Below are 26,332 nucleotides of genomic sequence, written 5' to 3' on the forward strand. Positions count from 1 at the left end.
GCCAGCCGCCGGGGGCCAGTCGACAAATGCGTTCTTAAATGCAGGCGCTTGTCGCCCACTAACTCACCTCCCACCACTCAAGCACCTGCGGCTCGATGTGGCCGGTAGCCGCAAGCTGGCCGTTACGCGCGAAGTCGGCCCATAGCTCACGCATCCGTTGGCCGTGTTCCAACAGGGTGGCTTCGTCCACGCCTTTTACCAAATCGGCATGTTGCCAGCTGAATGGCTCGCCCAGTAGCAGCGGCAGGTCGATCGTGTGGGCGGCGCCAAACGGGTAGCGGCCTTTGCACCAGTCCAGCCGATACAGGTAAGCGCGCCCACCCGACTGCGCATGGCGGCGGGCAAACTTATGCGCATCGCGTATGTAGACCTTGCGTGTGGTGACGGCCTCCATGGCTTTGCAGAGTGCCTCCCCCACCAAGGGCGTGTTACGCAGCCGCATCAGGCTCGGGGATATCACCACAAACAGCGCGTTCTCTTCTGCGGTATAGCCCATAAACAGGTCAATCTTTGCGGCGGCGCGCCGCCAGGCCGCATCGGCCCCGGCCTCAGTGGGCAGCGGGTAATGGCCGTACTGGGTGCCAAACGGCATGGCCGCTTTTAGACCAAAGCCACGGGCCGCTTCCGCCACCTGGGTCTGTCGGCGCAAAATCTCATCAAGCGGTGCATCGTCGTTTAGCGTGGCCGCCTGTTGGCTCATCTTGGCGTACATGTTTTCCCGGCCACGGCTAATGCCCAACGGCGCGCTCTGAATAATAACGCGCTGGAACAGCCCCTCGGTGCCTTCGGCAATCATCAGATGCGCCGCTGCGTCGCCCCCGGCGGACTGGCCAAACAGGGTGACATTGGCGGGGTCGCCCCCCATGGCCGCGATATTGGTGTTCACCCAGCGCAGGGCCGAGATCATGTCGAGCAGGCCTAAATTGGCGGGCCGATTGGCGTAGCCGCCCAGAAAGCCTAACAGGCCAAGCCGATACGTTACCGCCACTATGATCACGTCTTGCTCAAGCGCCAGCGGGCGTACGTCGAACACTGGGAGATCCCCGGCACCAAACACGTAAGAACCACCGTGTATCCAGACCATGACGGGGCGCGGCGTTGGCGAGGGATTTTCCGGCAGAGTGACCGATAAATGTAACGCGCCCTCGCAGGGGGAGAACGCTTGGGCGCTAATCCCCAGCACAGCGTTTAGTTCGGGAATGAGGTTTTGCGGCGAACAAGGCGACCACTCGGTGGCCTGGATGGGCGCAGTTGATGGCAGCTCATCTTTTGGGGCGCAAAAGCGCTGGGTGCGGGCATAACAAATGCCCGTGGCACGGATAACGCCGCAGTCCCGCCAGCCGATGATCTCACCTGCAGGCGTAGTAAAGCGTGGCGCATCGTGGTCGTTTAACTCAGCACGGTCGTTTAGCTCATCGTTGCGCATGCCGTTCCTTGGGTTCCTAGCATGAAATAAGTACAGCAAAGCTGCTACGTGCCAACAATGCCTGATACACCAAAGACCAGCCATAAGCTCAGGCCACCGGGCATCATTGAGGTCGCAGAGTCAGGGCATTAAACGCATCGTTATCAAGCAGGGAAAGTCCCAGCAAAACGCCCAAAGAGCACGACTCTCGAACAATCCACTATGAGGGGTTAGACCATTGATTGTTCGTGTATTGTGGCATTAGATACTCTGTTAGTTTAGGTCTATGGTTAATTCGTATTAGGAAGAAAGGCTTGCACTAAGGTACTAAATCGACGTTAGGTTGCGATGTCGCTTGCTGGGTAGCGTCACAAAAATATAATCGGGAGTTAGTAATAATGCCGAGCCAAGAGACAACCCCACCGAACATAGATACAGAGGCGCTTTACCACCAAATTTACAGAACGATCACTGGTTATATTGGCTGGACAGTCATCGCTATCAGCACTCTGGTGTTGCTGTCATGGGTCTTAGATATAGAGGCTGGAAAACACATATTGCCCCACTTCGATTCAATGAAAGTCAATACGGCACTGTGCTTTCTCGCCAGCGGGATCATTTTACGGTTTGCTTCTCAGCCCTTGATCACTGTTGCTAAACATTCAGTGATCGCTCTGCTCGCTGGTTTTATATTGATGGTTTCAGGGCTTACGCTTTTTGAGTATGCGTTGAACTGGTCAATAGGTATCGACAACGTTTTGATCATGGATAAGGGCACGCCAGCTGAGAATTGGCCGGGGCGAATGTCGGTTGGTACGGCCATCTGCTTCTGCTTGATAGGGATTGGGTGGCTAACCACGATAGTCCCCGTGCGCTACTCGTCCCTCATGCTGCAGGTCGTTGCACTGATAACCATCACCATCAGTGGTTCGGCGTTAACCGGCTATTTATTTGGCGTTCAAAAGTTTAGGTTGTCTGTTTTTTCGACGATGGCTCTTCACACGTCAATTCTATTCGCGCTTTGTAGTGTCGGCATGCTTCTAGCCCGTCCCGGCAAAGGCTTGATGAGTTCTGCGGCCAGCACCTATATCGGTGGTCGTTCTTTGCGGCGCTTGCTGCCCTATATTGTGTTAACGCCACTACTCACCTCCTGGCTGAGCATGCAGGGAGTCGCCGCTGGCTACTATACCGATGAGTTTGGTTTCGCGCTCAGCAGTACGTCCAGCGTTATGGTGCTTGTTCTTGTTGCTTGGCTTGGAGCTGCTGCTCTCAACTACGAGGAAGAACGCTTTCGCTCGACGCTCGACAGCGCCCCCGTTGCGACCCTCATGGTCGACAATCATGGCATCATCCAAATGGCTAATCAGCTGGCACGATCGCTTTTTCGCTATCAGCCCCACCAGTTGGTGGGGCTGCCAATAGAAACGTTGATACCAGAGCGATTCCATCAGAACCATTCTGGGTTTCGCCGACAGTACATCAATGACCCCAAACAGCGGATGATGGGTGTAGGTCGCGACCTGTTTGCCTTGCGTCAGGATAGAACCGAGTTTCCTGCTGAAATTGCGCTCAATCCAGTCAAAACAGCGGCAGCACGCTTTGTGATGGTGGCGGTTGTCGATATTACCGAGCGTATTGAGGCTGAGCAGCAAATTCTGCGACTTAACCGAACACATAAGGTGTTAAGCGGCATCAATACCCTAATTGTAAGGGCCCAGAGCCGTACAGTTCTATGCGAGGAAGCCACGCGCATCACGGTGAAAGAAGGCAAGCTCTTTGCCGCCCTTATCGTTGAATACGATCATGAAGCAGGTCGCTGCAACGTTTTACATGCACACGCGGCTGCCCACAAAGGAATAGTAACTCGACAGCTATCCGATTTTGCAAAAGACACGATTCTTGAATGCCTGGAGAAGCATTGCGCCGTAGTGCACAACGACCTAAGAGCACAACCTCACGACGATCAGTTCAAGGATTTGCTAGCACTCGACATACAGGCTATGGCGGCGTTACCACTGACGCTTCCGCATGAATCGAAGAAAGCGGCATTCGTGCTTTTCCGGCACGAGCCGTTTGCCTTTGACCAAAATGAAATGACGCTTTTGCAAGAGGTGGCGGGCGATGTATCGTTCGCTATTACAACTCTGGAAAAGAACCAGCGGCTTGAACACTTAACGTATTTCGATACTGTCACCGATTTGCCAAACCGGGTGCTTCTCACCGACCGACTGCGTCAAGCAATGCACCAAGTCGATAAGCGACAGGATGTTCTGAGTATTTTATATGTGGACATCGACCGCTTTAAACAGGTTAACGAGAGCCTTGGGCATTCGGGTGGTGACGAAGTGCTTCGTCAGGTAGCCCAGCGTATACGGGCGTGTATTAGCAAGGCAGATACAATCTCCCGCTGGGGCGGTGACGAATTTATTGTCTTACTGCCTGGTCAAGGTGCTGCAGAAGTGACCGCCATTGCTAACTGTATTACTGACGAATTGCATTCGGTAATCATCCTGGACAATGGTCAGGAGTTGTTTATCTCCTGCAGCATGGGGATTGCAGAATACCCCTTCAGTGGCAGGGATGTGGACGTACTGATCAACGGCGCCAGGAGCGCAATGGCCGCTATTAAAGCGCATGGCGGTAACAATTATCAGCACTTCGTGCCTGGCAGCAAGGATACTCAAGGTGATGGTCTGGCGTTGGAAACCTCATTGCGACATGCACTGGCACAAGATCAGTTCCAATTGTTCTATCAGCCTCAGATCGACATCACTTCCAGAAAGGTCGTTGGGCTGGAGGCCTTGATACGCTGGGAGCATCCCACACAGGGCATGATCGCCCCTGATAGCTTTATTCCGTTAGCGGAGAAGACAGGGCTGATCATACCCATCGGCGAATGGGTGCTGCGCGAAGCATGCCGCCAAGCAGTCGCTGCCCCGGGTCTGAAAATGGCGGTGAACCTGTCTGCACGACAGTTCCACCAGGATAATCTTGTCGCTGTCGTCCAACAGATATTGATAGAAACCGGTATGTCACCAGCCGATTTGGAACTAGAAATCACCGAAAGCGCGCTGATCTACAATGTCGAGTCGGCCATTATCACGATGGAAGAGCTGATAGGCTTGGGCGTTAGCATTTCTCTTGACGATTTTGGCACCGGTTATTCCAGTTTGAGCTACTTGAAACGCTTTCCGATCGACACTCTCAAAATCGACAAGTCTTTCATTACTGAAGTGACCACGAACCCAGGCAGTGAGATCATCGTCAACACGATTATTGCGATGGCACACAGCTTAAAATTAAAGGTCATTGCTGAAGGTGTAGAAACGGAGGAGCAGCTGGCAATGCTTCGTGAGCGCGGTTGTGACCAAGTTCAGGGGTATCTTTTTTCTCGGCCACTACCCTATCAAGAGGTCATGAATGCAGTAAGGCGTTGATCCATAAATCCCTATTCATAGCAGCCACGTTGTCCTCTGTTACTGATCACGTAGGCGAGTCCGATCCTTATTAGGTGATTTTACCTTGCCTAGCCCTCGCTCTGCTCTTTTCTTATCATGGTGTCTCTCACTGGCTTCGGCTAGCGCAACCGCTTCCACTCAGACAACGTCTGAATATCCTCTGGTGTCGTCCGGCAGCAACCGCCAATACCTGACGCGCCTGCTGCCAGCCATTGCTCCACCCCTTGTGCCAGCCCGGAAAGAGCCGCAGCGGTATGACCGCACTGGGCCGGGTGCCAGGTTTTGGTCACTGCGTCGTACACTTCCCCCGAGTTTGGGTAAACCAATATAGGTAGATCGCACTGACAGCGGATTTCCTGTATCAGCGATTCGATATGCGTCAACCCTGTGCAGTTCACACCGATTGCCGCTACGCCTGTGCAGTTGGCCAGGGCTCTCGCACATTCCGTGATCGGCGTGCCATCGCTGATGTGTTTGCCATCCTTCGCCGAGAAAGTGATCCAGGCCTGCGCGCCCGGATGCTCGGCCAGCAAATCAGTGATCGCCAGCGCTTCCTCCAGTGAAGGCAAGGTCTCAGCAGCCAGTAGATCCGCGCCCGCCGCCAGCAAGAGTTCAAAGCGCTCACGGTGAAACTCAACCAGCCCGGCGCGATCCAGGTCATAGCCGCCTCGGTATTCACTGCCATCCGCCAGATACGCGCCATAAGGGCCAACGGATGCGGCTACCAGCGGTTTGGGGCGGTCGGTTTGGCCGGGCTGCCAGACCGTATCCCGCGCTTGCTGCGCCAGGGTGACCGATAACTGAATCAACGTTCGCGCCTCTTCTGCCGTTAGGCCTGCCTGCATGAAACCGGGCACGGTGGCCTGATAGCTGGCGGTAATCGCACAGTCGGCACCGGCTTCAAAATACGCCTGATGAACCTGACGAATCTTCTCCGGGGCCTGCGCCAACAAGCGCGCTGACCAGAGGGCGTCATTGAGGTCACAGCCTAGCGCTTCCAGCTCGGTGGCCATGGCGCCGTCGATAACCATAAAGGGCACGTCGGCCAACAGGGCTTTGATCGGATTCAACTCATTCATACGGTGTTTTCCTCAACGGCGTTGGGCGAGTATTCAGAACCTTGGGAGGCAACACGGTGGCGTACAAAGTGCACTAGGTAGCACAGGCCAATGAAAGGCACACCGAAATAGAGCGCAACGCGTTGATGCGGGTCAAAGGCAATGCCAATACACGCGGCCAGACAGGCTGCAAACGCAATCATCGGCACCCAGGGGTAGAACGGCGTGCGATAAACTAGATCCTTCAGTTGCCCGCCTTCACGCAGGTAGTGGCGCCGGAAGTTAAACTGGCTGAGCGCAATCGCCATCCAGACCACCACCACGGCCAAGCCGGAAATCGAGACCAGCACCAGATAGACGGTTTCAGGGGTATACACGCTGGAGAACAGCGCGCCCAGGCCGCCGACCATGCTGAGTAGCAGGGCATTCATCGGAATGCCACGCTTGTTGAGGCGGCCAAGCGACTTGGGCAAGGTGCCTTGGTCAGCGAGCGTCCATAGCATGCGCGACGAGGCATAAAGCCCTGAATTGGCCGCCGACAGCAGCGCGGTGATGATCACAAAATTCATGATATCGGCTGCGCCCGGCACGCCAAGGCGGTGGAATACGGCCACAAAGGGGCTTTGACTGAGCCCGGCTTGATCCTGAGGTAGCAGCGCCGCAATCACGACGATGGTGCCGACGAAAAACAGGATCAATCGCCACAGGGTCGCGCGGATGGCTTTGGGTACATTGCGGGCTGGGTCTACCGTTTCTCCGGCGGCAATGCCAATCAGCTCGGTGCCGGAAAAGGCAAACATCACTGCCAGTAAGGCGGTACCAATGGCCATCAGGTTGGGCGGCATGGCACCCTCTCCCCACAGTGCCGATAGCCCCGGTGAGGCGACCTCAGCGCCAGTGGCATCATGCAGCGGTACCCAGCCAATGATCGCCACGGCGCCCACCAGCACAAACACCACCACCGCGATCACTTTGATCAATGAAAGCCAGAACTCAGACTCGGCAAAGAAGCGTGAGGTAAACGCATTCACGCCAAACACAATCGCCGCAAACATGCCGCTCCAGTACCAGCCGGGGATGTCGGGAAACCAGCGCCCCATGAACACCGCCGCCGCGGTGAACTCTGAACCTAGCGCCACCGTCCAGGTGAGCCAGTACATCCAGGCCACCATGTAGCCGGTGCCGGGGCCGATATAGCGGCTGGCATGCGCGCTGAAGGCGCCTGAATTTGGCATATGCACCGCCAGCTCGCCCAGGCACATCATCACCAGCCAAGCAACAATGCCACCTACCAGATAGGCCAACACTGCCCCAATAGGCCCGGCCTGCTGCACGGTATAACCGGAACTCAAAAACAGCCCGGTGCCAATCACGCCGCCCAACGAGAGCATCACCAAATGGCGCGTCTGCATACTGCGCTTGAAGTGCGCCCCCTCTTGATCACTTGCTGGCTCACTCATGGTGATATCCTTATCTTAGGCCTAACACGGCGCCAGGCGCCCAGCGGCCTGGCTCAGAAAGGGCACCATTTTAGTGCATTCTTAATTTACCAAAAAGCATAAAAGAGATTTTTAATATTCTTATTTTGAATATGCAGTCTGGCATGGGTGCTAAGGGCTGGATATATCAAATGCAGGCAGTGTCTAACGCCAACCCGACAACAGTTGCTTGCCAAGCCCTCGCTATTTATTCTTAGGCATATTGTTTTTTGCGATGCACTCGCTTAGGCACATTGAATAAGGAGCACTCATGGTGGGCACCATTCACAAACATCATGATACAGGCTACAAGGAGCTGTTTAGCTACCCCGAGTTCGTGCAACAGTTGATCGAAGGCTTTACGCCTGCTGAGATTGCTAAGCTGATGGATTTCTCCACCCTGAAGAGCCACAGCGGCAACTACATTACGCCGCTTTTTGAAGAGAAGATTGAAGATGTGGTGTGGTCGGTTGAAGTGAAATGGAAAGACCTCACCCAACGAGTATTTCTGTATATTCTGCTGGAGTTTCAGTCCTCAGTGGATCGCACTATGCCCATTCGGCTACTGCACTACGTCGCCTGCTTCTATAGCGAACTACTCAAACAGAAGATCATCACGCCCAGCCAAGGGTTGCCGCCCGTGCTCCCTGTCGTGTTGTATAACGGCTCAGAGCGATGGACGGCACCGCTAGACATCTTCGAGATGATCACCCCAGAACCGCCCGACTTTCTTCAGATTTATCAGCCCCACCTACGCTATTACCTAGTCGATGAAGGGCGCTATACTGATGAACAACTAGGCTTGGTTCAGACACCGTTAAGCGGTGTGTTCAGCGTCGAAAACGCCGGTGAGAGTTGGGAAGCCCTACAACTAGCCGTTGATCGTATTGTGGCCATTATCAAAGCGGATCCGAACAAAGAACGCATTGATAAGGTCATCACGCGCTGGATTAAGCGTCATCTGCAGCGGCTTGGTGCAGAAGTTAATCTAGAGCGGCTCAACAGTTTGGTGGAGGATAAAGACATGTTGGCAGAGAACTTAGAAAATCTGGTGCAAAAAGAGCGTCAGGAAGGGCGTCTGGAAGGGCGTCAAGAAGCCGAGCAACGTGCCTTGGAAGGCAAACGCAACGCGGCCCGAAAGCTGATCGCTCGCACCGAAATGGATGATCAAATGATCGCGGATATTGAAGAACTGCCGGTTGAAGAAGTGGAAAAGTTGCGGGCTGAGATCCAGCACTGAGCTGGCTTTCTCCCCACTTCTCCTAATAGAAAGTCCTAACAGAAAGCCGTCTGTTGAAAGCTTGCTCGTGCTGTCACACCAGCCTGCCATTCCTGTAACTGTGGATTCTCTTCTTTCCAGCTCACCTCTGACAGCCTGAAGGCTAGGTAATCCAGCGCTACTGCAATGGAGATTTCGCCCAGGGTGATGGGTGAGGCCTTTTGTTTTTCTCCAAGCTCGCTGCCCAGCTGTTTCAGGAGTCGCTGAATGGCCCTCGAACGCCTCTGCCCCAGGTCTCTATCATCAATTCCATTGCCGTAATGCTTTCTGGCAATCACGGTATTGAACGCGGCATCCATCAGGTTTTGACCCAACCCGGTCAGGTGCAGCACCTCACCTAAACCAGCCGTGGGAATCATCGGCTTGTTGGGGCTAACGCCATCCAGGTAAACGGCAATCAGCAGTGACTCGCTTAACGTGATCCCCTTCTCCGTTATCAACGCCGGAATACGCCCGGCGGGGTTGGCCTTTAAGAGTTCGGCATCGTCTGCCCAAGGGTCGCACCACTTCATCGTCACGGCGTCCGTCAGGCCTTTTTCCATTAACACGATTCGCACCAGGCGCGCATAGGGCGAGGTTGCGTTTAGGTAGAGTTTCATTATTGCCTCCTGTGGTGGCTAGCGTGCTTTGAAGATTGCTGTGTAGATTGTTGGGTAGACGACTGTACGCCACGGCTAAGCAGCACCAACAAAAAGCCTGCTGCAAGCATGAAGCCGCTGATGGCAAATAGCGGCGCGTAGGTCTCCCATGCACCATAAAGCGCAGACATGGCATATCCCGCCAGCGCTTGGGCAGCAGCAAAAGCAGCGGTTGCCTGCCCCCATAGCTTCTTGTGCGCGGTCGGGCCTACTAATTCAGCAATGCGCCCGGAGGTGAGTGCGACAATGCCGGGGATCATCGCCCCCACCATGAAGGAGGAGACGGATTGACTGAGCAGTGCTAGCGAAAATACCGGCAGCGATACAGCGGCAGCCTTCGCCACAAAGGCAATCGCTAGGCCACAATGCCAACCCACTCGATGCGCCAAGGCGCCCACCATCAGCGGCCCACATACGGCGCCCAAGCCGAAGATGCCCCACTGTAGGGAAGCGGCGTGATTACCCAGAGCGTTCTCCCTGGCAAGATAGTCCACCCAAAACACGGTATGGGGCACAAACCCGACCGCGTCCAGGGCATAGGCGCCGATGACCAACCACACCACTAGCTTGACTCCCGCAACGCCCTTTTGGCTATTGGCCGATGGGCTAGCTGCTGAAGGTGAGGCTACGGATAAGTGGTTAACTCCCCAGTCACCTAAAAGACCCGCCGCAATGCAAAGCAACCCCAGCGTGCCCCAGGTGACCGTTAGGCTTAATTCAAGAAGCATGGGCACAATGGAGGCCGAAAGCAGCGCGCCGAGGCCAATACCGGTAAACACCATGGCACCCACACTGGCTCGCCTTTCAGACGGCGTGACCGCCAGCGCCAGCGAAGGGCCAATCACCATTAAAACGGCTCCGGCAATACCGGATACCAATCGCCAAAAGAAGAACCAGGCGAAACCACCCGCCCCAGCGCAAAGCATAAAGCTGAGAGCAATAGCCGCGAAGCTTGCGCCGATGACTAAGCGAGGAGAAAAGCGCTCACTCAGCGAGTGGGCGGCGAGTGCGCCGATAAAATACCCCAGCAGGTTGGCAGCCCCAAGGTAGGCGCCTTGGCTCGAGGTAAACCAGCCCTCTTGAATAATTGCGGGCAATAGCGGCGTATAGGCGAAGCGCGCGATGCCAATCCCCGCCAGGGTCGCCATTATCCCTGTCATCAGGGCGGGCAGATCATGAGTAGTGCGTGTTCGATTAATCATGTGATGTCCTTTTCGTGCCGCCTTTCGGGCAAGGTGGGCAGCGCGTTAGTACACAGCCAGACTACGCGTGAGGAACTATTTCTAGAAACGATTAGTTTTGATATCTAGTATCTTGTTTAGAGATAGCCTGACAGGGAGATGGCGCGTGCAACTTAAATCGCTGCGACTATTCATGGCGGTGGCCGAAACAGGCAGCTTCGTGGCGGCCGCAAAACAGCTACACACGGTGCAATCCAATGTGACGGCCCACATCAAGAAACTCGAGGAAGAGTTAGGCGTACAGCTAATTCATCGTGCAGGGCGCGTTCGCCCTACCAGTGCCGGGCTGGCGCTGGTGGGGTACGCCGAGCACATGCTGACGGCCCACGACGAAGCGGTATCGCTGTTCAAAGGCCATGAGAAGACGTGTGGGCGGCTGCGCATTGGTGCCATGGAGACAACGACGGCGCTGCGCCTTCCGCCGATACTGGCGGCGTACCACGCGGCACAGCCTGACGTTGATATCCAGATAAAGACCGGGCCCACGGCTGAGCTGGTCGAGTTGTTGCTTAACGGGCAGGTGGACTGTGTCTTCGTGGCCGGGAGGCTTGAGCACGGCCGCTACCACTTGCTCAAAGCATTTAGCGAGCAGCTTGTCTTAGTAGGCTCAACGCCGATGACGACGATGCCCTCTTCACAAGCGCTGCTGACATCCGCTTTCTTGGCGTTTCGCCAAGGGTGCAGCTACCGCCAGCGTATCGAGCTGTTGCTGGCTTCCTACGGCGTCAATGCAGGCCGAATCTTTGAGTTCGGTTCGCTGGACGCGATGCTTGGCTGCGTTGCTGCCGGGATGGGTTACACGGTGCTGCCCCGTGGGACGGTTGAAGCCCACCAGCACCGGTTCGGGATCCACACGCTGGAACTGCCCGTATCCATCGCCAATATCGATACCTATTTTGTCGCCCCCGAACCGGAGTCCTGGACACCCGCCCTGGCAAACTTCGCTGACACGTTGTGTGATGCGGTGGTGGTGGATGAGCCTCAGCTGACTGCGTCGTAAGGTAGGTAGCGGGCCGAGCTCTGAGGCTTTATCAACTTCTCTCAGCCCGACCAAGCAACAAGACAGATAAACCCGCAGCGATAAACGTAATGCCAGCACCAATGTTCAAACCAAAAATAGCGCGCGGGTGGCCTTCTAGCCATCTCGCAAATAGGGATGAAAAAGAACCCAACACTGTAAAAACCGCGAATGCCAACAACGCAAACCATGTGCCCAGAAAGAACGTTTGTAGCTCGACTGCTCCATACAGAGGTGATACAAATTGAGGAACAAAGGCCAAAATAAACAGCGCTGGCTTGGGATTAAGTACATTGGTTAAAAAGCCGGTGAGAAACACAGCCCGATGGGACAAGTGACTCTGAGACGAGAAAGCAATCAACTCTCGTGAGCGTAAGGCTTTAATCCCTAGCCAAATCAAATATCCAGCCCCGGCAAATTTCACCACACTAAACGCTACTGCCGATGTTTGAATGAGAACCGCCAACCCCAGAAAAGCGACAAGCACATGCACCATCAGGCCAAGACCAGCCCCGGCACTAGAGATACAAGCCGCTAAACGCCCCTGACTAAGCCCCCGACTAACGGCAAGAATATTGTCAGGCCCCGGCACAAGAATGATTAAAATGCATGCGACGGTATACGTCATCCAGGTTTCGATGGGTATCATGCTGTCTCCTATTAAGCTAATCCTTTGTTTTTAATGGTTTTTATGGCGCAACATTGAAATAGGCTACCCTGCTCTGCAAGGACTCAACCGCTGATTATTAACTTTCCTTCTCTTTACGAACCATTCTATTGGCTAACACAAGCTTACCGATATCATCGTGCTCTGATAGCTCTACCTGATAAAGATCCCTGCGCAGTTGTACGTTCACTCAACAGGAGAATGCCTCGTTCGCAATAAGGTGCTAAATTGTGTATAGAAATACATTTTCATACACATAGGTGCAGTATGAGAACGAACATTGTCATTGACGACCAATTAATGGCCGAAGCTCTAAAGATCTCTGGCTACGAGACCAAAAAAGAAGCCGTCGAGCAAGGACTGAAGCTCCTGGTGCAACGGGGCAAGCAGCAAGAGCTGCGAAAATTGCGTGGCCACATCAAGTGGGAAGGCGATCTGGATGAGATGCGGAGTGGCAAATGATACTAGTGGATACCAGCGTCTGGATCGACTATTTCAACGGCGTCGAGAACCCACATACCGATCTACTGGATTTATCGATCGTTGAGGGAGCCGTCGCGATCGGAGATCTAATCTTTCTGGAAATCCTGCAAGGCATTCGTAACGATAAAGATTACCGTAAAACCCAGCAAAGCTTACTGGCGCTGGATCAGTATGAAATGTTTGGCAAAGCGATGACGGTAAAGTGTGCCGACAATTATCGAGCGTTGCGCAAAAAAGGCATTACGATCAGAAAAACCGCGGATGTCATTATCGCGACGTTCTGTATAGAGAACCGCCTCCCGCTGCTTTTCCTGGATCGCGACTTCATCCCCTTCGTTAACCACCTTGGTCTCGAACCCGCTCTGCAAGTAACGTAACAGCTGCTGGTAGAACATTGTGATCTTTGGCGCCTTGGCACTACATGATACTAACCACTGCCCTGACGGTAAGCGCTTTTGGGTCAACCTCTTAGCCGCTCACTCAACGCGACGAGGTCTTCAGCCACAAAATCCCATGCTTCTTCTGCTTCTAAATCTTTGCTCTGTTGCGGGCCATATTCTGTGCGCCGGGGTATAAACGCCGTTTTCATTCCCAAGGCACGGGCAGCACGCAGGTCAGCATTATGCGCCGCACACAGCATTACCTCTTCAGGCGGTAGGCGTAGCAGACGGCAAGCCCCTAAATAAACCTCCGAATCAGGCTTGTAGTGCTCGAATAACTCGGCGCAAAAAATCATATCCCACGGTAACTTGGCGTGACGGGCAACATCGACCATTAATGAGACATTACCGTTGGTCAACGTTGCGATGATGGTGTGCTCTTTCAAGCGCTGTAGGCCATGTGGGACATCGGGCCAGGGCTCTAATTGGTGCCAAAAGTAATTGACGCGATCAATGGTCGCTTCGTCTAGCGCAATCCCATGTTGATTGAGTAGTGTGACTAAGCTTTCTCGATGCAGATCATCTAATACCATCCATGGGATTTCCCCTCTGCGTACCCTGTCCATGGAAGGCGCATAAAGCTGACGCCATTGATCAGCCAGCACTTCACTAGGCAGCTCAATCCCCAGCTCTTTCTCTAGCTCATTGAATTGATTAATCAAACTGGAGCGCCAATCAACAATAGTGCCAAATACGTCAAACACGATCGCTTTCATTAATTTCTCCTTGCCGCTGGATGGTCATTAATAGCCCCAATAACGTCATGGCGATCAGCAGACTCCAGCCGAGCATAAAGCTACCACTTATATCTAACAGCCACCCAAGGAGTGGCGGTATCGATACAATCGCCAGTTGGTTAATCGCCATGGCCAATCCCAGCACAAAGCCGGTTTTATCAGCAGGTGCAGACTCCGCTACATAAGCTACCCAAGGGCCGTACCAACCAAAACCAAAAAAGCCTAACCAGGCCATCAAACCACTCAGCATGAGCGTTGAATGTAGCGGCAGCCAAACCAATACCAGCAGCCCTACTATCACCGCCACCATGCACACCATTACCGGAAAATAGCGCGAGCGACAGCGGTCGCTCCAGGCCGCCAGCAAAATACGCCCGGCAACCCCGGCCCCCTGGGCCACAAATAACAACGTCGCCGCCTGCAGCACCTCCATCTGCAAACGGCTATGCAGATAGAGCACAGTAAAAATCAAAATACCGTATTGAACCGAGATTAAACTAATACCGGACGCCATAATCTGCTTCATGGCCGGTTCTCGAATCATCGCCAATCGCGATAAGACGACTTGTTTTATGCTACCTTCAGAGGCCCTTGTAACCGGCACCACGCGACCTGGGGCACGGTAAAAAAGCATAAAAACCAACGCCCCGAAGATCGCAATCAGCCCACCCACTAGAAAAGAGGCGCGCCACCCCCAGGTGATGGCAACTGTGGGCAGTATGATCGCCGCCAGCGCCCCACCCAACGGCAAGCCAGCCTGACGAATACCCATGGCAAAGCCGCGCTGGGATTTATCAAACCAAGTGGCTACCGATTTGCTGCCACCGGGTTGGGCGGTACTGTAGCCCGCCCCTACGATGACCAAAAACAGCAGCATGGCCCAGTAACTCTCAGCCAGTACGGTCGCGCTAAGCGCGATGCCCACGACGAGGGTGCCTACCCCCACCACCAAACGCTCACTGAACCTGTCCAGCAACTCCCCGGCAACTAACAGCCCGACTAAAGGCACCAGTTGAGCAGCAGAGACCAGCGCCCCAATCTGTAATGCAGAGAGCGCCATATCTGCCTGTATATAAACACTGATGGCCCCAATGCCTTGAACGAAAAAGCATGCCGCTGCTTGAGCCAGGGTGGCTATCAACAGAATGACCCATCGGTAATGTCGGCTAGCAGTCATCGGCGGCACGGTTATCATGTTAGTTCAGATTTTAGTCAGGCCTTCTTCACAAAGTGGGCGGTCACCATCATGTCGCCGACGCCGTCGACCTTGCAGTCCAGTTGGTGATCCTTGCTGTCCACGAGCCGCTTGATAACGGCTTTGGTGCCCACTTTGAGTACCAGTGAGCTGCCTTTGACCTTGAGGTCTTTGATCATCGTTACCTTGTCGCCTTCCGCTAACAGCGTGCCGTGGGCATCTTTTACCGTCACGGTGTCTTCTGCCTCAGCCTCAGAAGGGTTCCATTCGTGGGCGCACTCGGGGCAGATGAACAGGCTTTGATCCTGATAGACGAATTCGGATTGGCAATGGGGGCAAGGTGGGCACGACATGAATGATGACTTCTGTGGTTTGGTTTAGGCTGCTTATGATACTGAGCCTATATCCCCTTGGCGAATGCCTTCACGCCTAACCAGGAAAGGAGAACCAGGATGAACAAACGTGACCTGGAAGCGACATACCGTGATTACATCACCTGCCTCAATAATCAGGATTGGACGAACCTTGACCAGTTCGTGCATGACGATGCCCACCACAACAGCAGGCGCCTAGGGCTTGATGGTTATCGCGCCATGCTGGAAGCCGATTATGAACAGATACCAGATCTTCACTTCAACATTGAGCTTTTGGCCATTGATTCACCCCATGTCGCGTGCAGGTTGCGATTCGATGTCACACCCAAAGGTAGCTTCCTCGGCCTTGCGGTGGACGGCAAAAAAGTGACGTTTTGCGAGAACGCGTTTTACCGCTTCCACGATAATAAGATTCAGGAAGTCTGGTCGGTGATCGACAAGACTGCGATAGAAACTCAGCTTGGTTAAACGTTGTGGTTATCCCCATTCACAAACGAGTAAAGCAAAATATCGGATCGATAGGCCCAGCCCTGGCTTGCCCAAAACGTCTGGGCGGCTTCGTTCTCGGGAAGGATCATCAGGTGCGATTTCAGGATGCCTTCGTTTTTGAGTGCTTCCAGGCAAAGGTTTACCAGCCGTGTGGCGATACCTAACCGGCGATGGGAATCCGCCACCGACAAGTGCTGAACATAGCCGCGTTTGCCATCGTGGCCCGCCATGATCGTTCCCACCAGCTTTCCTTCGACTTCTGCCACGAAGCTCAGACCGGGATTGCGCAGCAGGTATTTCTCAATGCCTTCCCGTGAATCGGCATCGCGCAGGCGCACGCCTTCACTTTCGCTCCACAGGGCAATGGCGGCTTCGTAATCGTTGATGGTCATGGTGCGATAGTGCATCAGGCGGCTCTCATTGGGTGGCGGCATCGTCTTGTTTGTTCTGCTCTGCAGGGTCGTTGAAGTGATCCTTCTGCTCTGCCCATTTCAATAAGGCATCCAGCGCCGGGCAGAGCGTTTGCCCCCATTCGGTCAGGCGGTATTCCACTTTCGGCGGCACCTGGGGGTAGACCTTTCGGGCCACGATGCCATCCGCTTCCAGTTGGCGCAGCTGTTGGGCGAGCATTTTCTGGGAGATGTCGGGGATGAGTTTTTCGAAATCGGAGTAGCGCTGCACTTTTCCATCGAAGAGATGAAAGAGAATAATGAGCTTCCAACGCCCTTCCAGCATTTTTAATACATTTTCCACATCGCTTGCGGCGGTAGTGGGCGTATAAATCTTTCTCATTGGTAAGCCACTTACCTTTTTGTGCGTTCTTGATAACGCGTAAGTCTAGGCAGAATATTCTCTCACATTACCTTGCGAGAGATGATCATCATGAGCTTGTCACTGCCAGACGCGATCACCACTTATTTCAGCATCAGCAACGGTGCGGATGACACCCACCTTGGCGATTGCTTTACCCAAGATGCCTGTGTTTTGGATGAGGGAGAAACGCACTGCGGGCGAACCGCTATTCAAGCCTGGCTGCGCGCCACCCGTGCCAACATTGAGTATAGCGTCGAGCCGGTCAGTGTTTCCCACCAAGGCAACACGATTGTGGTTACCGCCACTGTGACCGGCAACTTCCCCGGCAGCCCGGTGCAACTTGACCACACTTTCCAGCTTGCCGAGTCGCAAATCCAGTCATTGGAGATCCACTAATGAAACTGAACTTGAACGGGCGACGTGTATTGGTCACCGGTGGTAGCAAAGGGGTTGGCGCTGCCGTGGTGTCACTCTTTCGCGAAGAAGGCGCGCAGGTACTGACCGCCGCCCGTACTCACCCCGCCGACCTGCCCGATGAGCTGTTTGTAACCGCTGACCTGACGACGGCCGAAGGCTGTGCCACGGTGGCCGATGCGGTCAACGAACGCTTGGGTGGCGTGGATATTATCGTTCATGTGCTGGGCGGTTCATCAGCGCCCGGTGGCGGCTTCGCTGCCCTTGGGGAGCAGGAGTGGCAGCGTGAGCTCGACATCAACCTGTTTCCCGCCGTACGGCTGGATCGCGCCCTGCTGCCCGGCATGCTGGCCCAGGGCGATGGGGTGATTATCCACGTGACCTCCATTCAACGTGAACTCCCCCTGCCCGAGTCGACCACGGCTTACGCGGCGGCCAAGGCGGCGCTATCCACCTATAGCAAGAGTTTGTCCAAGGAAGTGTCACCCAATGGGGTGCGTGTGGTTCGGGTATCGCCGGGCTGGATTGAGACGGAAGCCGCCGTTGCGCTGGCCGAGCGTATCGCCCAAGAGGCAGGCACCGATTACGCAGGTGGCAAGCAGATCATCATGAATTCGCTGGGCGGCATCCCAATTGGCCGCCCATCGAAGCCTGCGGAAGTGGCCAACCTGATAGGATTTCTGGCATCACCGCTGGCAGCCACCATCACGGGGACGGAGTACGTGATCGATGGCGGCACTGTGCCCGTCGCTTGAGGGCGATGGTGAAATGGAGGTTGCATATCTTATGGCGCGAATATCGTCGATATCGACCGGTCTTGAGAGCACCGACTTATAGCGGATCAAGTCATCCTTGAACATCAAAGGAAGCTCCAGGCCTAGTAAATTGACTGTTTCATAGCGGGCAAAATCAATATTGAGCGGCACCCAGGCCTGGCTGGCTGCATCAAAAATTTGCGCGCCGTCGGCGTTGCCAACCTCCACCTTAATGCCTCCATACTTGAACTGGACATAGGTTAAATCCCAGCCCTCTTCGCAGTAGTGCGTGGCGGGCTTGGATATGTTCGCTTGGCCAGCCTGCACCACCGCTGCAAAATGCTCGCCGGGTACGAACAGGTCAATATCGTTCAACGCTCGTTTAGATCCATACCCCTTTGCTGCGAGCCCTCCGCAGATTTGAAAAGGGATATTTCTGTCTCTCAGTAATCCCACTATCCATTGGGCGGCTAACTGGTGCACGAATCCTCCTATCGGGCATAGGCCTGCTGGCTACTTTCTAACACGTCCGCCTCACCAAGGCCCGGCCAGCAATGGTTACTCGGCTGAGCGCTCGCCAAGCATGTCCGAGAGGTCGGGGCCGGGATGCAGGCGGCCCGGCCAGAGCAACACCATTATTGCCAGAACGTTGCGGTGTTCACCACCCGCCAGCCCCTTTTCCCCAGTGGCCGAGGGGATGATGCCGCTGGTCGGGTCTACCCCCGCCACCAGCGCCTCACGCACCCGGCCCACCAGCGGGTGATCCTCGCGGTCGGCAAGAAGGAAGGCCAATGCCACCTCGGCTTGGATGTCGGCCGTGGCCCGGGCCATGATGCCGGTCGTCTCCCGCTCCAGCGCTTCCAGCACCCAAGCGTGCACCTCCGGGTCTACCTTCCGCTGGTAGTATCGGCTGTCAGCGATGACGAAGTGGGTCAGGCCATATAGCCAGTTATGGTACTCGGCGTCGTCGAGCTCGGCGACTCGATCAGGCGGGTAGTGGCGTCGGAAGGCTGCCTCTACCTCCCGGCGCAGGTCCATCACGCCGAGCTGGTGCAGGAAGTACGCTTGGTTGGCCACCTGAGCGGCATAGATCCCGATCACCGCGGGGTCGGTCAAGAAGGCCGCCCAGTCAACCTCTGCCTGGTAGCCCAGCGCCCGCTCGTGGTTCTCAATGGTCGGCAGCAGGCCGAAGTACTCGGCCTGGATCAGCCGGAACAGCAGCCCCCGGGCGAAGGCGATTTCCCCCCACTCACCCAGCATGGCGCGCCGGGCGCGCTGCTTGGCCGTGCGCGGCGAGTAGTTGGCAACGATCGCCCGGCTGCGGGCAGCCGCGTACCCGGGCTTGGCTAGGCCGACGATGTCCTCCTCGAGTCGCGTCAGTAGACGCTCGCCGTAGGCATGATTGAGAGGCCGCCAGCGCTGCTCGCCCGTCAGGCGGTAGAGCCGCTGGGCAAAATGGCGCTGCTTGTCCTCGGACAGCGTCGGCAGCGCCCGCTCGTAGACTTCCTGGATGGCCAGTCCGACGTCGCGCTGGACGTCACGCTCCACATGCGGCTCCATGGCGGCGCAGCTAGCCAACGCCAGCACCATCATCAGTGAAAAGAGCTTTTTCATGACGGCCCCTTGGTGGTGTTCACTATCGATAGGCCATCATTGCACAGTTGATGAGCAATTATGTACAAGCATCCATGGAGCTACCGGCATAATCTAGGGCTGTGTTTCGAGTTGGTGTGACTAATCAGGAGGGGGGGCGGCATGGGCAACGCGAGCCGGTTTCAATTTATCAAAAGTCAGCATGTGCCAACACTGACGGTGCTTCATGCGGCCATTGAGGATTTCAGCTACGACCGCCATGCCCACGAGGAGTATGCCTTCGGTGTCACCCTGGCGGGTCGTCAGGATTTCTTCAGCGGCGGGCGGTTTCACCGCAGCCCTCCTGGCAACGTTATTTTGTTTAATCCCGAACAAGTTCACGATGGCGAACCCGGCGGCGAGCATGCGTTGGATTACCTGATGGTGTATGTACACCCTGAGCAGGTTAACGCGCAGTTTGCGGAAGTCCTGGGTCACGAAAAATCGGCTAGCTTTCGTTCACGTAGCACGCTGATTCAGGATGCCCAATTACGCAACGCCATTTTGGAACTGGCGCGCTTGGTCACCTCTCACACCGGTAGCTGTATCGATCAGGAGAACGCGCTTTATCAGATGATCGAGCGCACAGTGCATCTGGGTGGGATTTCTCAGCCCAACCAGGCGCCCACTCGGCCCGATGCGCTGCTGGGATTGGCGAAAGATTATATCCACGCCCATCTGGATAGAGATGTCTCCCTTGATGACATCAGCCAAGCGGCGCACTTATCCAAGTACCATTTCTTGCGGCTGTTTCGCCAGCATTACGGCATCACGCCGCATCAGTATGTGATCAATTGCCGAATCAATGCGGCCCGCTCTGCTCTGGATGTTGGCGCCTCGTTAACCGAGGTCGCTTTGCGCTTCGGATTTGCCGACCTTAGCCACTTCAATCGCCGCTTTAAGCGCATTTATGGCATGACACCCCACCAGTATCAGCGTGATATCGCGCGCTAACACCTAAGAAAAGAGGTTTAACTATGTTAGGAATTGTCGCCTATGCCCTAGGCGCTATGTATTCGCCTGGGCCTGTGAATCTGCTTGGCCTGAATATTGGTATCAATGGCCAAGCCAAAAAGTCGGTAGGGTTTTGCCTCGGTGTAGGCACCGCCATGCTGGTTTACTTATTAGTATTGGGCTGGGTGGGTGCTGCCTGGATCGATGATGAAGCACTGATCGTGGTGAGTGCCTTGGGCTGCGGTTATATTGTTTATCTCGCAAGCAAAATCGCCCGTTCAAGTGTTGATATAAGCGAGCCAGACAACGCCCCACGGCTAGTCAGTTATCGTGATGGGCTGGTCATGCAGTTGCTTAATCCCAAAGCCATTGTGGCCACCCTGCCCATCACCACACTGCAGTTTCCTGCCGCTGACATTCAGGGGCTTAGCTTAGTGGTTTGGGCGTTCGGACTGGCGATGCTAGCCGCGGGCGCCCCCGGTAGCTATATCCTGATTGGCAGCGTCGTAGGCAGTCGTATTAAAAGCCCTGCAATCATTAAGGGCTTCAATTGGCTAATGGCTGGATTGCTGGTAGCTGTGGCGCTTTCGATAGGCGTTGAGCACGTGTGGTTACCGCTTACTGCCCGAAGCTGATGCCCAGCCGTAGTGCTTGTAGGCCATCAAATTCGACCGTTACTTCATCAGAAAACAGGGGATGGCCCTGCACTGCCAAATCCAACGTTGCTTGAGAGCCGCGATAAGTGACGGTGACAGCGATTTCCGCTGAGGTGCTAACAGGCGCCAGCAAATCATACTCAACGTCATCGATGCTAACAGCGGAAAGGCCGCGGTCATCCAGCTGTTCTTGGATTTCCCGCTCAACGACAACGCCGTAATAGAAGTAAATACCCGCGTAGCCAAGCGCTACTACTACGATTAGTGAAAAGAGCTTTCCCATTGTTTCTCTCTGTTTATAAAATATTGAATGGTTACTGCCTGCAATGATTAGACTCGTAACTATCGATAATTACTATTTTTATATCAAGCGTATTTACGCCATCTTCTGCCAGTGCGACACATCTTGAATACTCGATATATCGTCGTGCTCAAGCTGTTCTGCCTTGTAAATATCCCAGCGCATTTGTAAGTTCAGCCAGAAATCCGCTGAAACACCAAAAAAAAGCGCCAGCCTGAGCGCAGTGCTCGGGGTAACGCCACGCTTTTTATTTACCAGCTCATTAATTCGCTGGTAAGGCACATGAATCGCAGACGCCAGCTCGCGCTGGGTAATCCATGGGCTGCAAAAACTCTTCTAGCAACATTTATACACAGCCTGGGAAGGTCGCGAGTTAAAGCTCTCTCCCATGTTAAAGCTTGCTCACTCTTTTTTAGCAAGCAATAGCCCTACTCCTGCGCTGGCCAATAAGCCTGCGCAGCTGCGGTTGAATAAACGCCGCATGGCGGGGCGTGAAAACCAGTGGCTTAAAAAGCTGCCTGCATAGGCGTAACCGGCAATCGCTACCCATTCCAGCAGCAAAAACAGCGCACCTAGTACTATAAATTGCTGCCCTACATTGCCACTGGGCTCCACAAACTGCGGCAGGAATGCGGTAAAAATCAGGATGGCTTTTGGGTTGCCGGCGGCAAGCAGGAACTCTTGTCGCGCCAGCTCAAACAGGCTCTTGGGCTGGGTATCTCCGTCAACACTTTCAGTGCTGTCGGCACCCCATAATTGATACGCCAGCCATAACAGATAGAGGCCACCAATTACCTTGATGAACAGGAAAATCTTTTCAGAGGTGTAAAGCAGCGTCGCCAAACCGGTAGCAGCCAGCGTAATCATGCCAACAAAGGCTGCCAGCCGCCCAATACCTGCTAGACAAGCGGCCCTAACGCCATAGCGCTTGGCATTGGTCAGTGACAGCAGATTGTTAGGCCCCGGCGCCATATTGAGAGCGAAGCAGGCCGGAATAAACAGCAGCAGCGTGGTCAGGTTCATGAAAATCGCCTCTCTAGACTCGCAGCAAAGCCCTTCATTAGCATTAGACAGTATGCCCAAGTGCTTAGATTAGCTGCTCACGAAGGCTTGGCTCAATCTTTGATACCCAACAGAGGCGATACATTTCCCAACAACAGCGTTAATCGGTAAGTAAGGGACGTATACCCTGATCAGCAAACTTGCGGCTCACTCACCTCCCGACACGCCCTGACGCTTTCCGCCAGTTCACTTACCAGGCCATGCACACGCTCCACAGCCTCATCAGGCGTGTTGGCATTTTCGATACAGTCGACGAGTGCAGAGCCGACGACGACTGCATCGCTGAAGCGGCCAATGGTGGCGGCTTGTTCGGCGGTACGGATGCCAAAACCAACGGCGATGGGCAGTTCAGTATGTTCACGAAGATCGGCTACTGCGCCTTCCAACCGTTCTGGTGTGGGCGCACTTCCACCAGTGACACCGGCAACGGAAACGTAGTAGATAAACCCGGAGGCGTTCGCCAGCACCTTGGGCAGGCGTTTGGCATCGGTGGTCGGCGTGGCCAGACGAATAAAATCAATGCCGTGTTGGGCCGCTGGCTGGCAAAGTTCTTCGTCGTGCTCGGGCGGCAGGTCTACCACAATTAGGCCATCTACTCCGGCCTTGGCGGCATCCGTTAGAAAACGCTCGACGCCGTAGCAGTAAATGGGATTGTAGTAGCCCATCAGCACAATCGGTGTGGTGCTGTTTTCTTCACGGAAGCGGCGCACCATTTCCAGCGTTTTGGCCTGTGTCTGGCCGTTATTCAAGGCACGCAGCGCGGCTTTTTGAATCGCTGGGCCATCGGCCATGGGGTCGCTGAACGGCATGCCGAGTTCGATGATATCCACCCCGGCTGCTGGCAGCCCATGCAGCAGGCGGCGGGAGGTGTCGGCATCAGGGTCACCGGCGGTTAGGTAGCTGACCAGCGCCGGGCGGTTTTGCTGTTTGAGGGAAGCAAAGCAGTGTTCAAGACGAGAGGTATGGGTCATGACGTTCTCCTGTGTCGCGCTCATAGCTGTTTAACCCCGAATTTTTCACCAAGGTGATGGGCCACGCTCATCATATCTTTGTCGCCCCGGCCGCTGAGGTTGACCACCATCAAGTGCTCACGTGGCAGGCTTGGGGCTCGCTTGGCCACTTCCGCCAGGGCATGGGCGGTCTCCAGGGCGGGAATAATGCCCTCCTGGCGGCAGCAAACCTGGAAGGCTTCCAACGCTTCGTCGTCAGTGGCAGAGACGTACTCGACCCGCCCCTGCTCGTGCAACCATGCGTGCTCTGGCCCGATACCGGGGTAGTCCAGCCCGGCGGAAATCGAGTGAGCGTCGATAATCTGACCATCTTCGTTTTGCAGCAGATAGGTGCGGTTACCGTGCAGCACGCCGGGTGTTCCGCCGTTCAGGCTAGCCGCGTGCAAGCCGCTTTTAACGCCCTTGCCACCCGCTTCCACGCCAATCATCTTCACGTCTGGGTCGTCGAGGAACGGGTAAAACAGCCCGATAGCGTTAGAGCCGCCGCCCACGCAGGCCACCAGCGAATCCGGCAGGCGGCCCTGTTTCTCAAACATCTGGCTACGGGTTTCATGGCCAATCACCGCTTGGAAGTCTCGCACCATGGCGGGATACGGGTGCGGCCCAGCCACGGTGCCGATAATGTAGAAGGTGTCATCAACGTTGGTGACCCAGTCGCGCAGCGCTTCGTTCATGGCGTCTTTGAGCGTGCCGGTGCCGGAAGTGACGGGGACGATTTCTGCGCCCAGTAGCTTCATGCGAAACACGTTGGTCTGCTGGCGTTCGATGTCGGTTGCGCCCATGTAGATGACACAGGGCAAACCAAAGCGCGCAGCAACGGTAGCGGTGGCAACGCCGTGCATGCCTGCACCGGTTTCCGCGATAATGCGCTTCTTGCCCATCTGTTTGGCCAGCAACACCTGGCCGATGCAGTTGTTGATCTTGTGCGCGCCGGTGTGGTTCAGCTCTTCGCGTTTGAGATAAATGCTCGCCCCGCCAAAGTGCTCGGTCAGCCGCTCGGCAAAGTAGAGCGGGCTTGGCCGCCCCACGTAATCGCCCTGAAAGTAGGCTAACTGACGCTGAAACTCCGGGTCGTTCTTGGCGGTGGTGTATTCGTCTTGCAGCTCAAGAATCAGCGGCATCAGGGTTTCGGCGACAAAGCGGCCGCCAAAGTTGCCAAACAAACCGTTGGCATCGGGCAGGCTCTGGGATACGTCTACAGGTTGATTCATCACGACCTCTGAATGCGTTATCAAACAATGCAATGAAAGTAGCGCAAGCAGGCCGGGATAAAAATCGATAAGATGTCATCCACATGTGAGCTGGAGTCACGTATTAATGCAAAACAGCATGCCACCGCTTAGCGCCCTGCGCGCCTTTGAAGCCACCGCCCGGCTGGGTAGCGTGACTGCCGCTGCCGATGAGCTAAGCGTTACCCACGGCGCTGTTAGCCGCCAGCTAAAGAGCTTGGATGACCATTTTGGAGTAGCACTTTTTACCAAAGCGGGTCGCGGCATTGTACTGACCTCGCACGGGGAGCGACTGCAGAGTGGTGTGGGTGAAGCGTTCTCACGCTTGAAGGATAGTTGCGCAGCGCTCAAGCGTGATGTTGAAGAGGCGCCCTTCACCCTGGCCTGCCCTGGCAGCCTTTTGGCCCGCTGGCTAATTCCCCGCCTGGATCGTCTGCACCGCGAGCTGCCCCAGCTGAAATTGCAGGTGGTGGTGAGTGAAAGCGAGCAGCCGGGCACGCAAACGGATGCCAGCGCCACTCTGGCGTTTTCCGAGCCGCCCTGGCCCGCAGGTGTTGAGGTATTCGAGCTGATGGAGGAGCAGATATGTGCGGTAGCAAGCCCGCAACTGGCGGCCAAGTGCGATGCAACCAAGCCCGGATCTCTCCTTGCCAATAAGCTCTTGTATACATCTTCCCGCCCCCAGGCGTGGCCGCAGTGGGCTACTGCCCAAGGGCTTGAACAGGCACAGCTTGAAGAGGCGCTAAGCAAAGGTCAGAGGTTCGATCACCTTTACTACTTGATGGAAGCGGCAGTGGCGGGCCTGGGAATCGCCATCGCGCCGAGGCTATTGGTGGAAGACGACCTGAGGAGTGGCAGGCTGGCGGCCCCCTGGGGAAGTATCCAAACCCCTGCGCGTCTCTGCCTGTGGTTGCCCAGCCAAGCCGATAGCCGCCGCAGCGAGCCGCTGGCGGAGTGGCTTAAGCGGGAGCTGGGCGGCGAATATAGTTAATGAGGCAATGGATTATTAGATGGCTTATCGGCTGCTTCTGCCTTCAAACGCTCAACTAGCCAGACCTTGATAATAGATTGGCGTGTAACGCCAATGCGAGCGGCCTCACGATCAAGCGACTCTACCACCCAAGCGGGAAAGTCGACATTGATTCGCTTTTGCTCCTGGTTAACACGGCGAACAGTCGACAGTTCAAGGTCATCGACAATATCCTCACAGCCTTGGTCAAATTTTTTGTCAAAGTCATTAGCTTTCATAAAGTTCCACCTCTCTTTTCCGGGAACGCCTTACCGAAATGAGTCGAATTCGTTCATTTCTATAAGTGATGACAGCAGACCAGTGTTTAACGCCAATTAGTCCTACTACAAGAAAACGTGGCTCATCATTGGATTTAGCCTGAATTTCCAGCAAATCAGGATCATTCCAAAGCGCCTGCGCATCCAGAAAATCGATTCCATGCTTTACTCGATTGGCTGCACTTTTCTCTTCATCGAACTCAAAATCGTTCATGAGTATAAATTATTCCTTTTTTACTCAATCCGCAAGGCAGCCAAG

Annotated in this window: 31 protein-coding genes; 11 read left to right on the forward strand and 20 right to left on the reverse strand. The window is 55.0% G+C overall.

The window, feature by feature from the left end:
- Positions 1-58: 58 nt before the first annotated feature.
- Positions 59-1,426 carry a carboxylesterase family protein gene (locus KF947_RS04070; protein WP_227405510.1) on the reverse strand — a complete coding sequence of 456 codons (1,368 nt, stop codon included), beginning with the start codon at positions 1,424-1,426 and terminating at the stop codon, positions 59-61.
- A 377-nt stretch (positions 1,427-1,803) separates the two neighbouring features.
- Between KF947_RS04070 and KF947_RS04075 the strand changes: the two genes are divergently transcribed.
- A complete protein-coding gene (locus KF947_RS04075; protein ID WP_227405511.1) occupies positions 1,804-4,842 on the forward strand; it encodes an EAL domain-containing protein in 3,039 nt (1,012 codons plus the stop codon).
- Positions 4,843-4,982: 140 nt separating this feature from the next.
- Here the strand turns inward: KF947_RS04075 and mmuM are convergent, their stop codons facing one another.
- Positions 4,983-5,942, reverse strand: coding sequence for a homocysteine S-methyltransferase (gene mmuM, locus KF947_RS04080; RefSeq protein WP_227405512.1), 960 nt, complete (start codon positions 5,940-5,942; stop codon positions 4,983-4,985).
- Positions 5,939-7,381, reverse strand: coding sequence for an amino acid permease (locus tag KF947_RS04085; RefSeq protein ID WP_227405513.1), 1,443 nt, complete (start codon positions 7,379-7,381; stop codon positions 5,939-5,941). Before KF947_RS04085 ends, mmuM begins: the two co-directional genes overlap by 4 nt.
- A gap of 289 nt (positions 7,382-7,670) precedes the next feature.
- Here KF947_RS04085 and KF947_RS04090 point away from each other — a divergent pair, with 289 nt between their 5' ends.
- Positions 7,671-8,639: an Rpn family recombination-promoting nuclease/putative transposase gene (locus tag KF947_RS04090; RefSeq protein WP_133730133.1), complete on the forward strand. Its 969-nt coding sequence runs from the start codon at positions 7,671-7,673 to the stop codon at positions 8,637-8,639.
- A gap of 35 nt (positions 8,640-8,674) precedes the next feature.
- Here the strand turns inward: KF947_RS04090 and KF947_RS04095 are convergent, their stop codons facing one another.
- Complete coding sequence (locus KF947_RS04095; RefSeq protein ID WP_133730132.1) at positions 8,675-9,277, reverse strand: glutathione S-transferase family protein; 603 nt, start codon at positions 9,275-9,277, stop codon at positions 8,675-8,677.
- Positions 9,277-10,518, reverse strand: coding sequence for a YbfB/YjiJ family MFS transporter (locus tag KF947_RS04100; RefSeq protein ID WP_227405514.1), 1,242 nt, complete (start codon positions 10,516-10,518; stop codon positions 9,277-9,279). Before KF947_RS04100 ends, KF947_RS04095 begins: the two co-directional genes overlap by 1 nt.
- A gap of 145 nt (positions 10,519-10,663) precedes the next feature.
- Between KF947_RS04100 and KF947_RS04105 the strand changes: the two genes are divergently transcribed.
- Positions 10,664-11,557 (forward strand): LysR family transcriptional regulator, encoded by an 894-nt coding sequence (locus KF947_RS04105; RefSeq protein ID WP_227405515.1) that lies wholly within the window; start codon positions 10,664-10,666, stop codon positions 11,555-11,557.
- A 31-nt stretch (positions 11,558-11,588) separates the two neighbouring features.
- On the opposite strand, the gene KF947_RS04110 is transcribed toward KF947_RS04105, so the two are convergent.
- Complete coding sequence (locus tag KF947_RS04110) at positions 11,589-12,224, reverse strand: LysE family translocator (protein ID WP_227405516.1); 636 nt, start codon at positions 12,222-12,224, stop codon at positions 11,589-11,591.
- 285 nt (positions 12,225-12,509) lie between these two features.
- Here KF947_RS04110 and KF947_RS04115 point away from each other — a divergent pair, with 285 nt between their 5' ends.
- Together KF947_RS04115 and KF947_RS04120 are read left to right on the forward strand one after the other, a co-directional pair.
- Positions 12,510-12,704, forward strand: a complete 195-nt coding sequence (locus KF947_RS04115; protein WP_227405517.1) for a type II toxin-antitoxin system VapB family antitoxin — start codon at positions 12,510-12,512, stop codon at positions 12,702-12,704.
- A complete protein-coding gene (locus tag KF947_RS04120) occupies positions 12,701-13,102 on the forward strand; it encodes a PIN domain nuclease (RefSeq protein ID WP_227405518.1) in 402 nt (133 codons plus the stop codon). Before KF947_RS04115 ends, KF947_RS04120 begins: the two co-directional genes overlap by 4 nt.
- Positions 13,103-13,185: 83 nt before the next feature.
- Here KF947_RS04120 and KF947_RS04125 read toward each other — a convergent pair whose 3' ends face one another.
- From KF947_RS04125 to KF947_RS04135, 3 genes are read right to left on the reverse strand one after another with little or no spacing between them, the layout of a single operon-like run.
- On the reverse strand, positions 13,186-13,881 hold the full coding sequence (locus tag KF947_RS04125; RefSeq protein ID WP_227405519.1) for a haloacid dehalogenase type II: 696 nt from the start codon (positions 13,879-13,881) through the stop codon (positions 13,186-13,188).
- Positions 13,862-15,097 carry an MFS transporter gene (locus KF947_RS04130; protein WP_227405520.1) on the reverse strand — a complete coding sequence of 412 codons (1,236 nt, stop codon included), beginning with the start codon at positions 15,095-15,097 and terminating at the stop codon, positions 13,862-13,864. The genes KF947_RS04125 and KF947_RS04130 overlap by 20 nt, the downstream gene beginning before the upstream one ends.
- 17 nt (positions 15,098-15,114) lie before the next feature.
- Positions 15,115-15,450 carry a zinc ribbon domain-containing protein YjdM gene (locus tag KF947_RS04135; protein WP_133730128.1) on the reverse strand — a complete coding sequence of 112 codons (336 nt, stop codon included), beginning with the start codon at positions 15,448-15,450 and terminating at the stop codon, positions 15,115-15,117.
- Between the two features lie 99 nt (positions 15,451-15,549).
- Here KF947_RS04135 and KF947_RS04140 point away from each other — a divergent pair, with 99 nt between their 5' ends.
- Complete coding sequence (locus tag KF947_RS04140; protein ID WP_227405521.1) at positions 15,550-15,939, forward strand: ester cyclase; 390 nt, start codon at positions 15,550-15,552, stop codon at positions 15,937-15,939.
- Here the strand turns inward: KF947_RS04140 and KF947_RS04145 are convergent.
- Both KF947_RS04145 and KF947_RS04150 read right to left on the reverse strand, forming a co-directional pair.
- Complete coding sequence (locus KF947_RS04145) at positions 15,936-16,367, reverse strand: GNAT family N-acetyltransferase (RefSeq protein WP_227405522.1); 432 nt, start codon at positions 16,365-16,367, stop codon at positions 15,936-15,938. The genes KF947_RS04140 and KF947_RS04145 overlap by 4 nt on opposite strands.
- Before the next feature lie 10 nt (positions 16,368-16,377).
- Entirely contained in the window at positions 16,378-16,752 is a 375-nt protein-coding gene (locus tag KF947_RS04150; protein ID WP_133730126.1) for a winged helix-turn-helix transcriptional regulator, read from the reverse strand.
- Between the two features lie 90 nt (positions 16,753-16,842).
- Here KF947_RS04150 and KF947_RS04155 point away from each other — a divergent pair, with 90 nt between their 5' ends.
- Both KF947_RS04155 and KF947_RS04160 read left to right on the forward strand, forming a co-directional pair.
- A complete protein-coding gene (locus KF947_RS04155) occupies positions 16,843-17,169 on the forward strand; it encodes a nuclear transport factor 2 family protein (RefSeq protein ID WP_227405523.1) in 327 nt (108 codons plus the stop codon).
- Positions 17,169-17,942: an SDR family oxidoreductase gene (locus tag KF947_RS04160; RefSeq protein WP_227405524.1), complete on the forward strand. Its 774-nt coding sequence runs from the start codon at positions 17,169-17,171 to the stop codon at positions 17,940-17,942. The genes KF947_RS04155 and KF947_RS04160 overlap by 1 nt, the downstream gene beginning before the upstream one ends.
- On the opposite strand, the gene KF947_RS04165 is transcribed toward KF947_RS04160, so the two are convergent.
- Both KF947_RS04165 and KF947_RS04170 read right to left on the reverse strand, forming a co-directional pair.
- Positions 17,874-18,317 (reverse strand): hypothetical protein, encoded by a 444-nt coding sequence (locus KF947_RS04165; protein ID WP_227405525.1) that lies wholly within the window; start codon positions 18,315-18,317, stop codon positions 17,874-17,876. The genes KF947_RS04160 and KF947_RS04165 overlap by 69 nt on opposite strands.
- 183 nt (positions 18,318-18,500) lie before the next feature.
- A complete protein-coding gene (locus tag KF947_RS04170) occupies positions 18,501-19,556 on the reverse strand; it encodes a DUF3541 domain-containing protein (RefSeq protein WP_227405526.1) in 1,056 nt (351 codons plus the stop codon).
- A gap of 141 nt (positions 19,557-19,697) precedes the next feature.
- On the opposite strand from KF947_RS04170, the gene KF947_RS04175 reads away from it, so the two are divergent.
- On the forward strand, positions 19,698-20,528 hold the full coding sequence (locus KF947_RS04175; RefSeq protein ID WP_133730121.1) for an AraC family transcriptional regulator: 831 nt from the start codon (positions 19,698-19,700) through the stop codon (positions 20,526-20,528).
- A 23-nt stretch (positions 20,529-20,551) separates the two neighbouring features.
- Positions 20,552-21,163, forward strand: coding sequence for a LysE family translocator (locus tag KF947_RS04180; protein ID WP_227405527.1), 612 nt, complete (start codon positions 20,552-20,554; stop codon positions 21,161-21,163).
- Here the strand turns inward: KF947_RS04180 and KF947_RS04185 are convergent.
- From KF947_RS04185 to trpB, 5 genes are all read right to left on the reverse strand, one after another.
- On the reverse strand, positions 21,147-21,467 hold the full coding sequence (locus tag KF947_RS04185; protein WP_227405528.1) for a hypothetical protein: 321 nt from the start codon (positions 21,465-21,467) through the stop codon (positions 21,147-21,149). The two genes, KF947_RS04180 and KF947_RS04185, sit on opposite strands and share 17 nt — an antisense overlap.
- Positions 21,468-21,560: 93 nt before the next feature.
- Positions 21,561-21,800 carry a HigA family addiction module antitoxin gene (locus KF947_RS04190; protein WP_227406275.1) on the reverse strand — a complete coding sequence of 80 codons (240 nt, stop codon included), beginning with the start codon at positions 21,798-21,800 and terminating at the stop codon, positions 21,561-21,563.
- An 87-nt stretch (positions 21,801-21,887) separates the two neighbouring features.
- Positions 21,888-22,508 carry a LysE family translocator gene (locus KF947_RS04195; protein ID WP_227405529.1) on the reverse strand — a complete coding sequence of 207 codons (621 nt, stop codon included), beginning with the start codon at positions 22,506-22,508 and terminating at the stop codon, positions 21,888-21,890.
- 170 nt (positions 22,509-22,678) lie between these two features.
- A complete protein-coding gene (gene trpA, locus KF947_RS04200; protein ID WP_227405530.1) occupies positions 22,679-23,518 on the reverse strand; it encodes a tryptophan synthase subunit alpha in 840 nt (279 codons plus the stop codon).
- Positions 23,519-23,538: 20 nt separating this feature from the next.
- Positions 23,539-24,768, reverse strand: a complete 1,230-nt coding sequence (gene trpB / locus KF947_RS04205) for a tryptophan synthase subunit beta (RefSeq protein WP_227405531.1) — start codon at positions 24,766-24,768, stop codon at positions 23,539-23,541.
- A 106-nt stretch (positions 24,769-24,874) separates the two neighbouring features.
- Here trpB and KF947_RS04210 point away from each other — a divergent pair, with 106 nt between their 5' ends.
- Positions 24,875-25,777, forward strand: a complete 903-nt coding sequence (locus KF947_RS04210) for a LysR family transcriptional regulator (RefSeq protein WP_227405532.1) — start codon at positions 24,875-24,877, stop codon at positions 25,775-25,777.
- Here the strand turns inward: KF947_RS04210 and brnA are convergent.
- Positions 25,774-26,034 carry a type II toxin-antitoxin system BrnA family antitoxin gene (brnA, locus tag KF947_RS04215; protein ID WP_133730114.1) on the reverse strand — a complete coding sequence of 87 codons (261 nt, stop codon included), beginning with the start codon at positions 26,032-26,034 and terminating at the stop codon, positions 25,774-25,776. The two genes, KF947_RS04210 and brnA, sit on opposite strands and share 4 nt — an antisense overlap.
- Positions 26,024-26,287 (reverse strand): BrnT family toxin, encoded by a 264-nt coding sequence (locus KF947_RS04220; RefSeq protein ID WP_227405533.1) that lies wholly within the window; start codon positions 26,285-26,287, stop codon positions 26,024-26,026. The genes brnA and KF947_RS04220 overlap by 11 nt, the downstream gene beginning before the upstream one ends.
- Between the last annotated feature and the right edge of the window lie 45 nt (positions 26,288-26,332).

This window comes from Halomonas sp. FeN2, from assembly GCF_020595105.1.
Classification (GTDB): domain Bacteria; phylum Pseudomonadota; class Gammaproteobacteria; order Pseudomonadales; family Halomonadaceae; genus Vreelandella; species Vreelandella neptunia.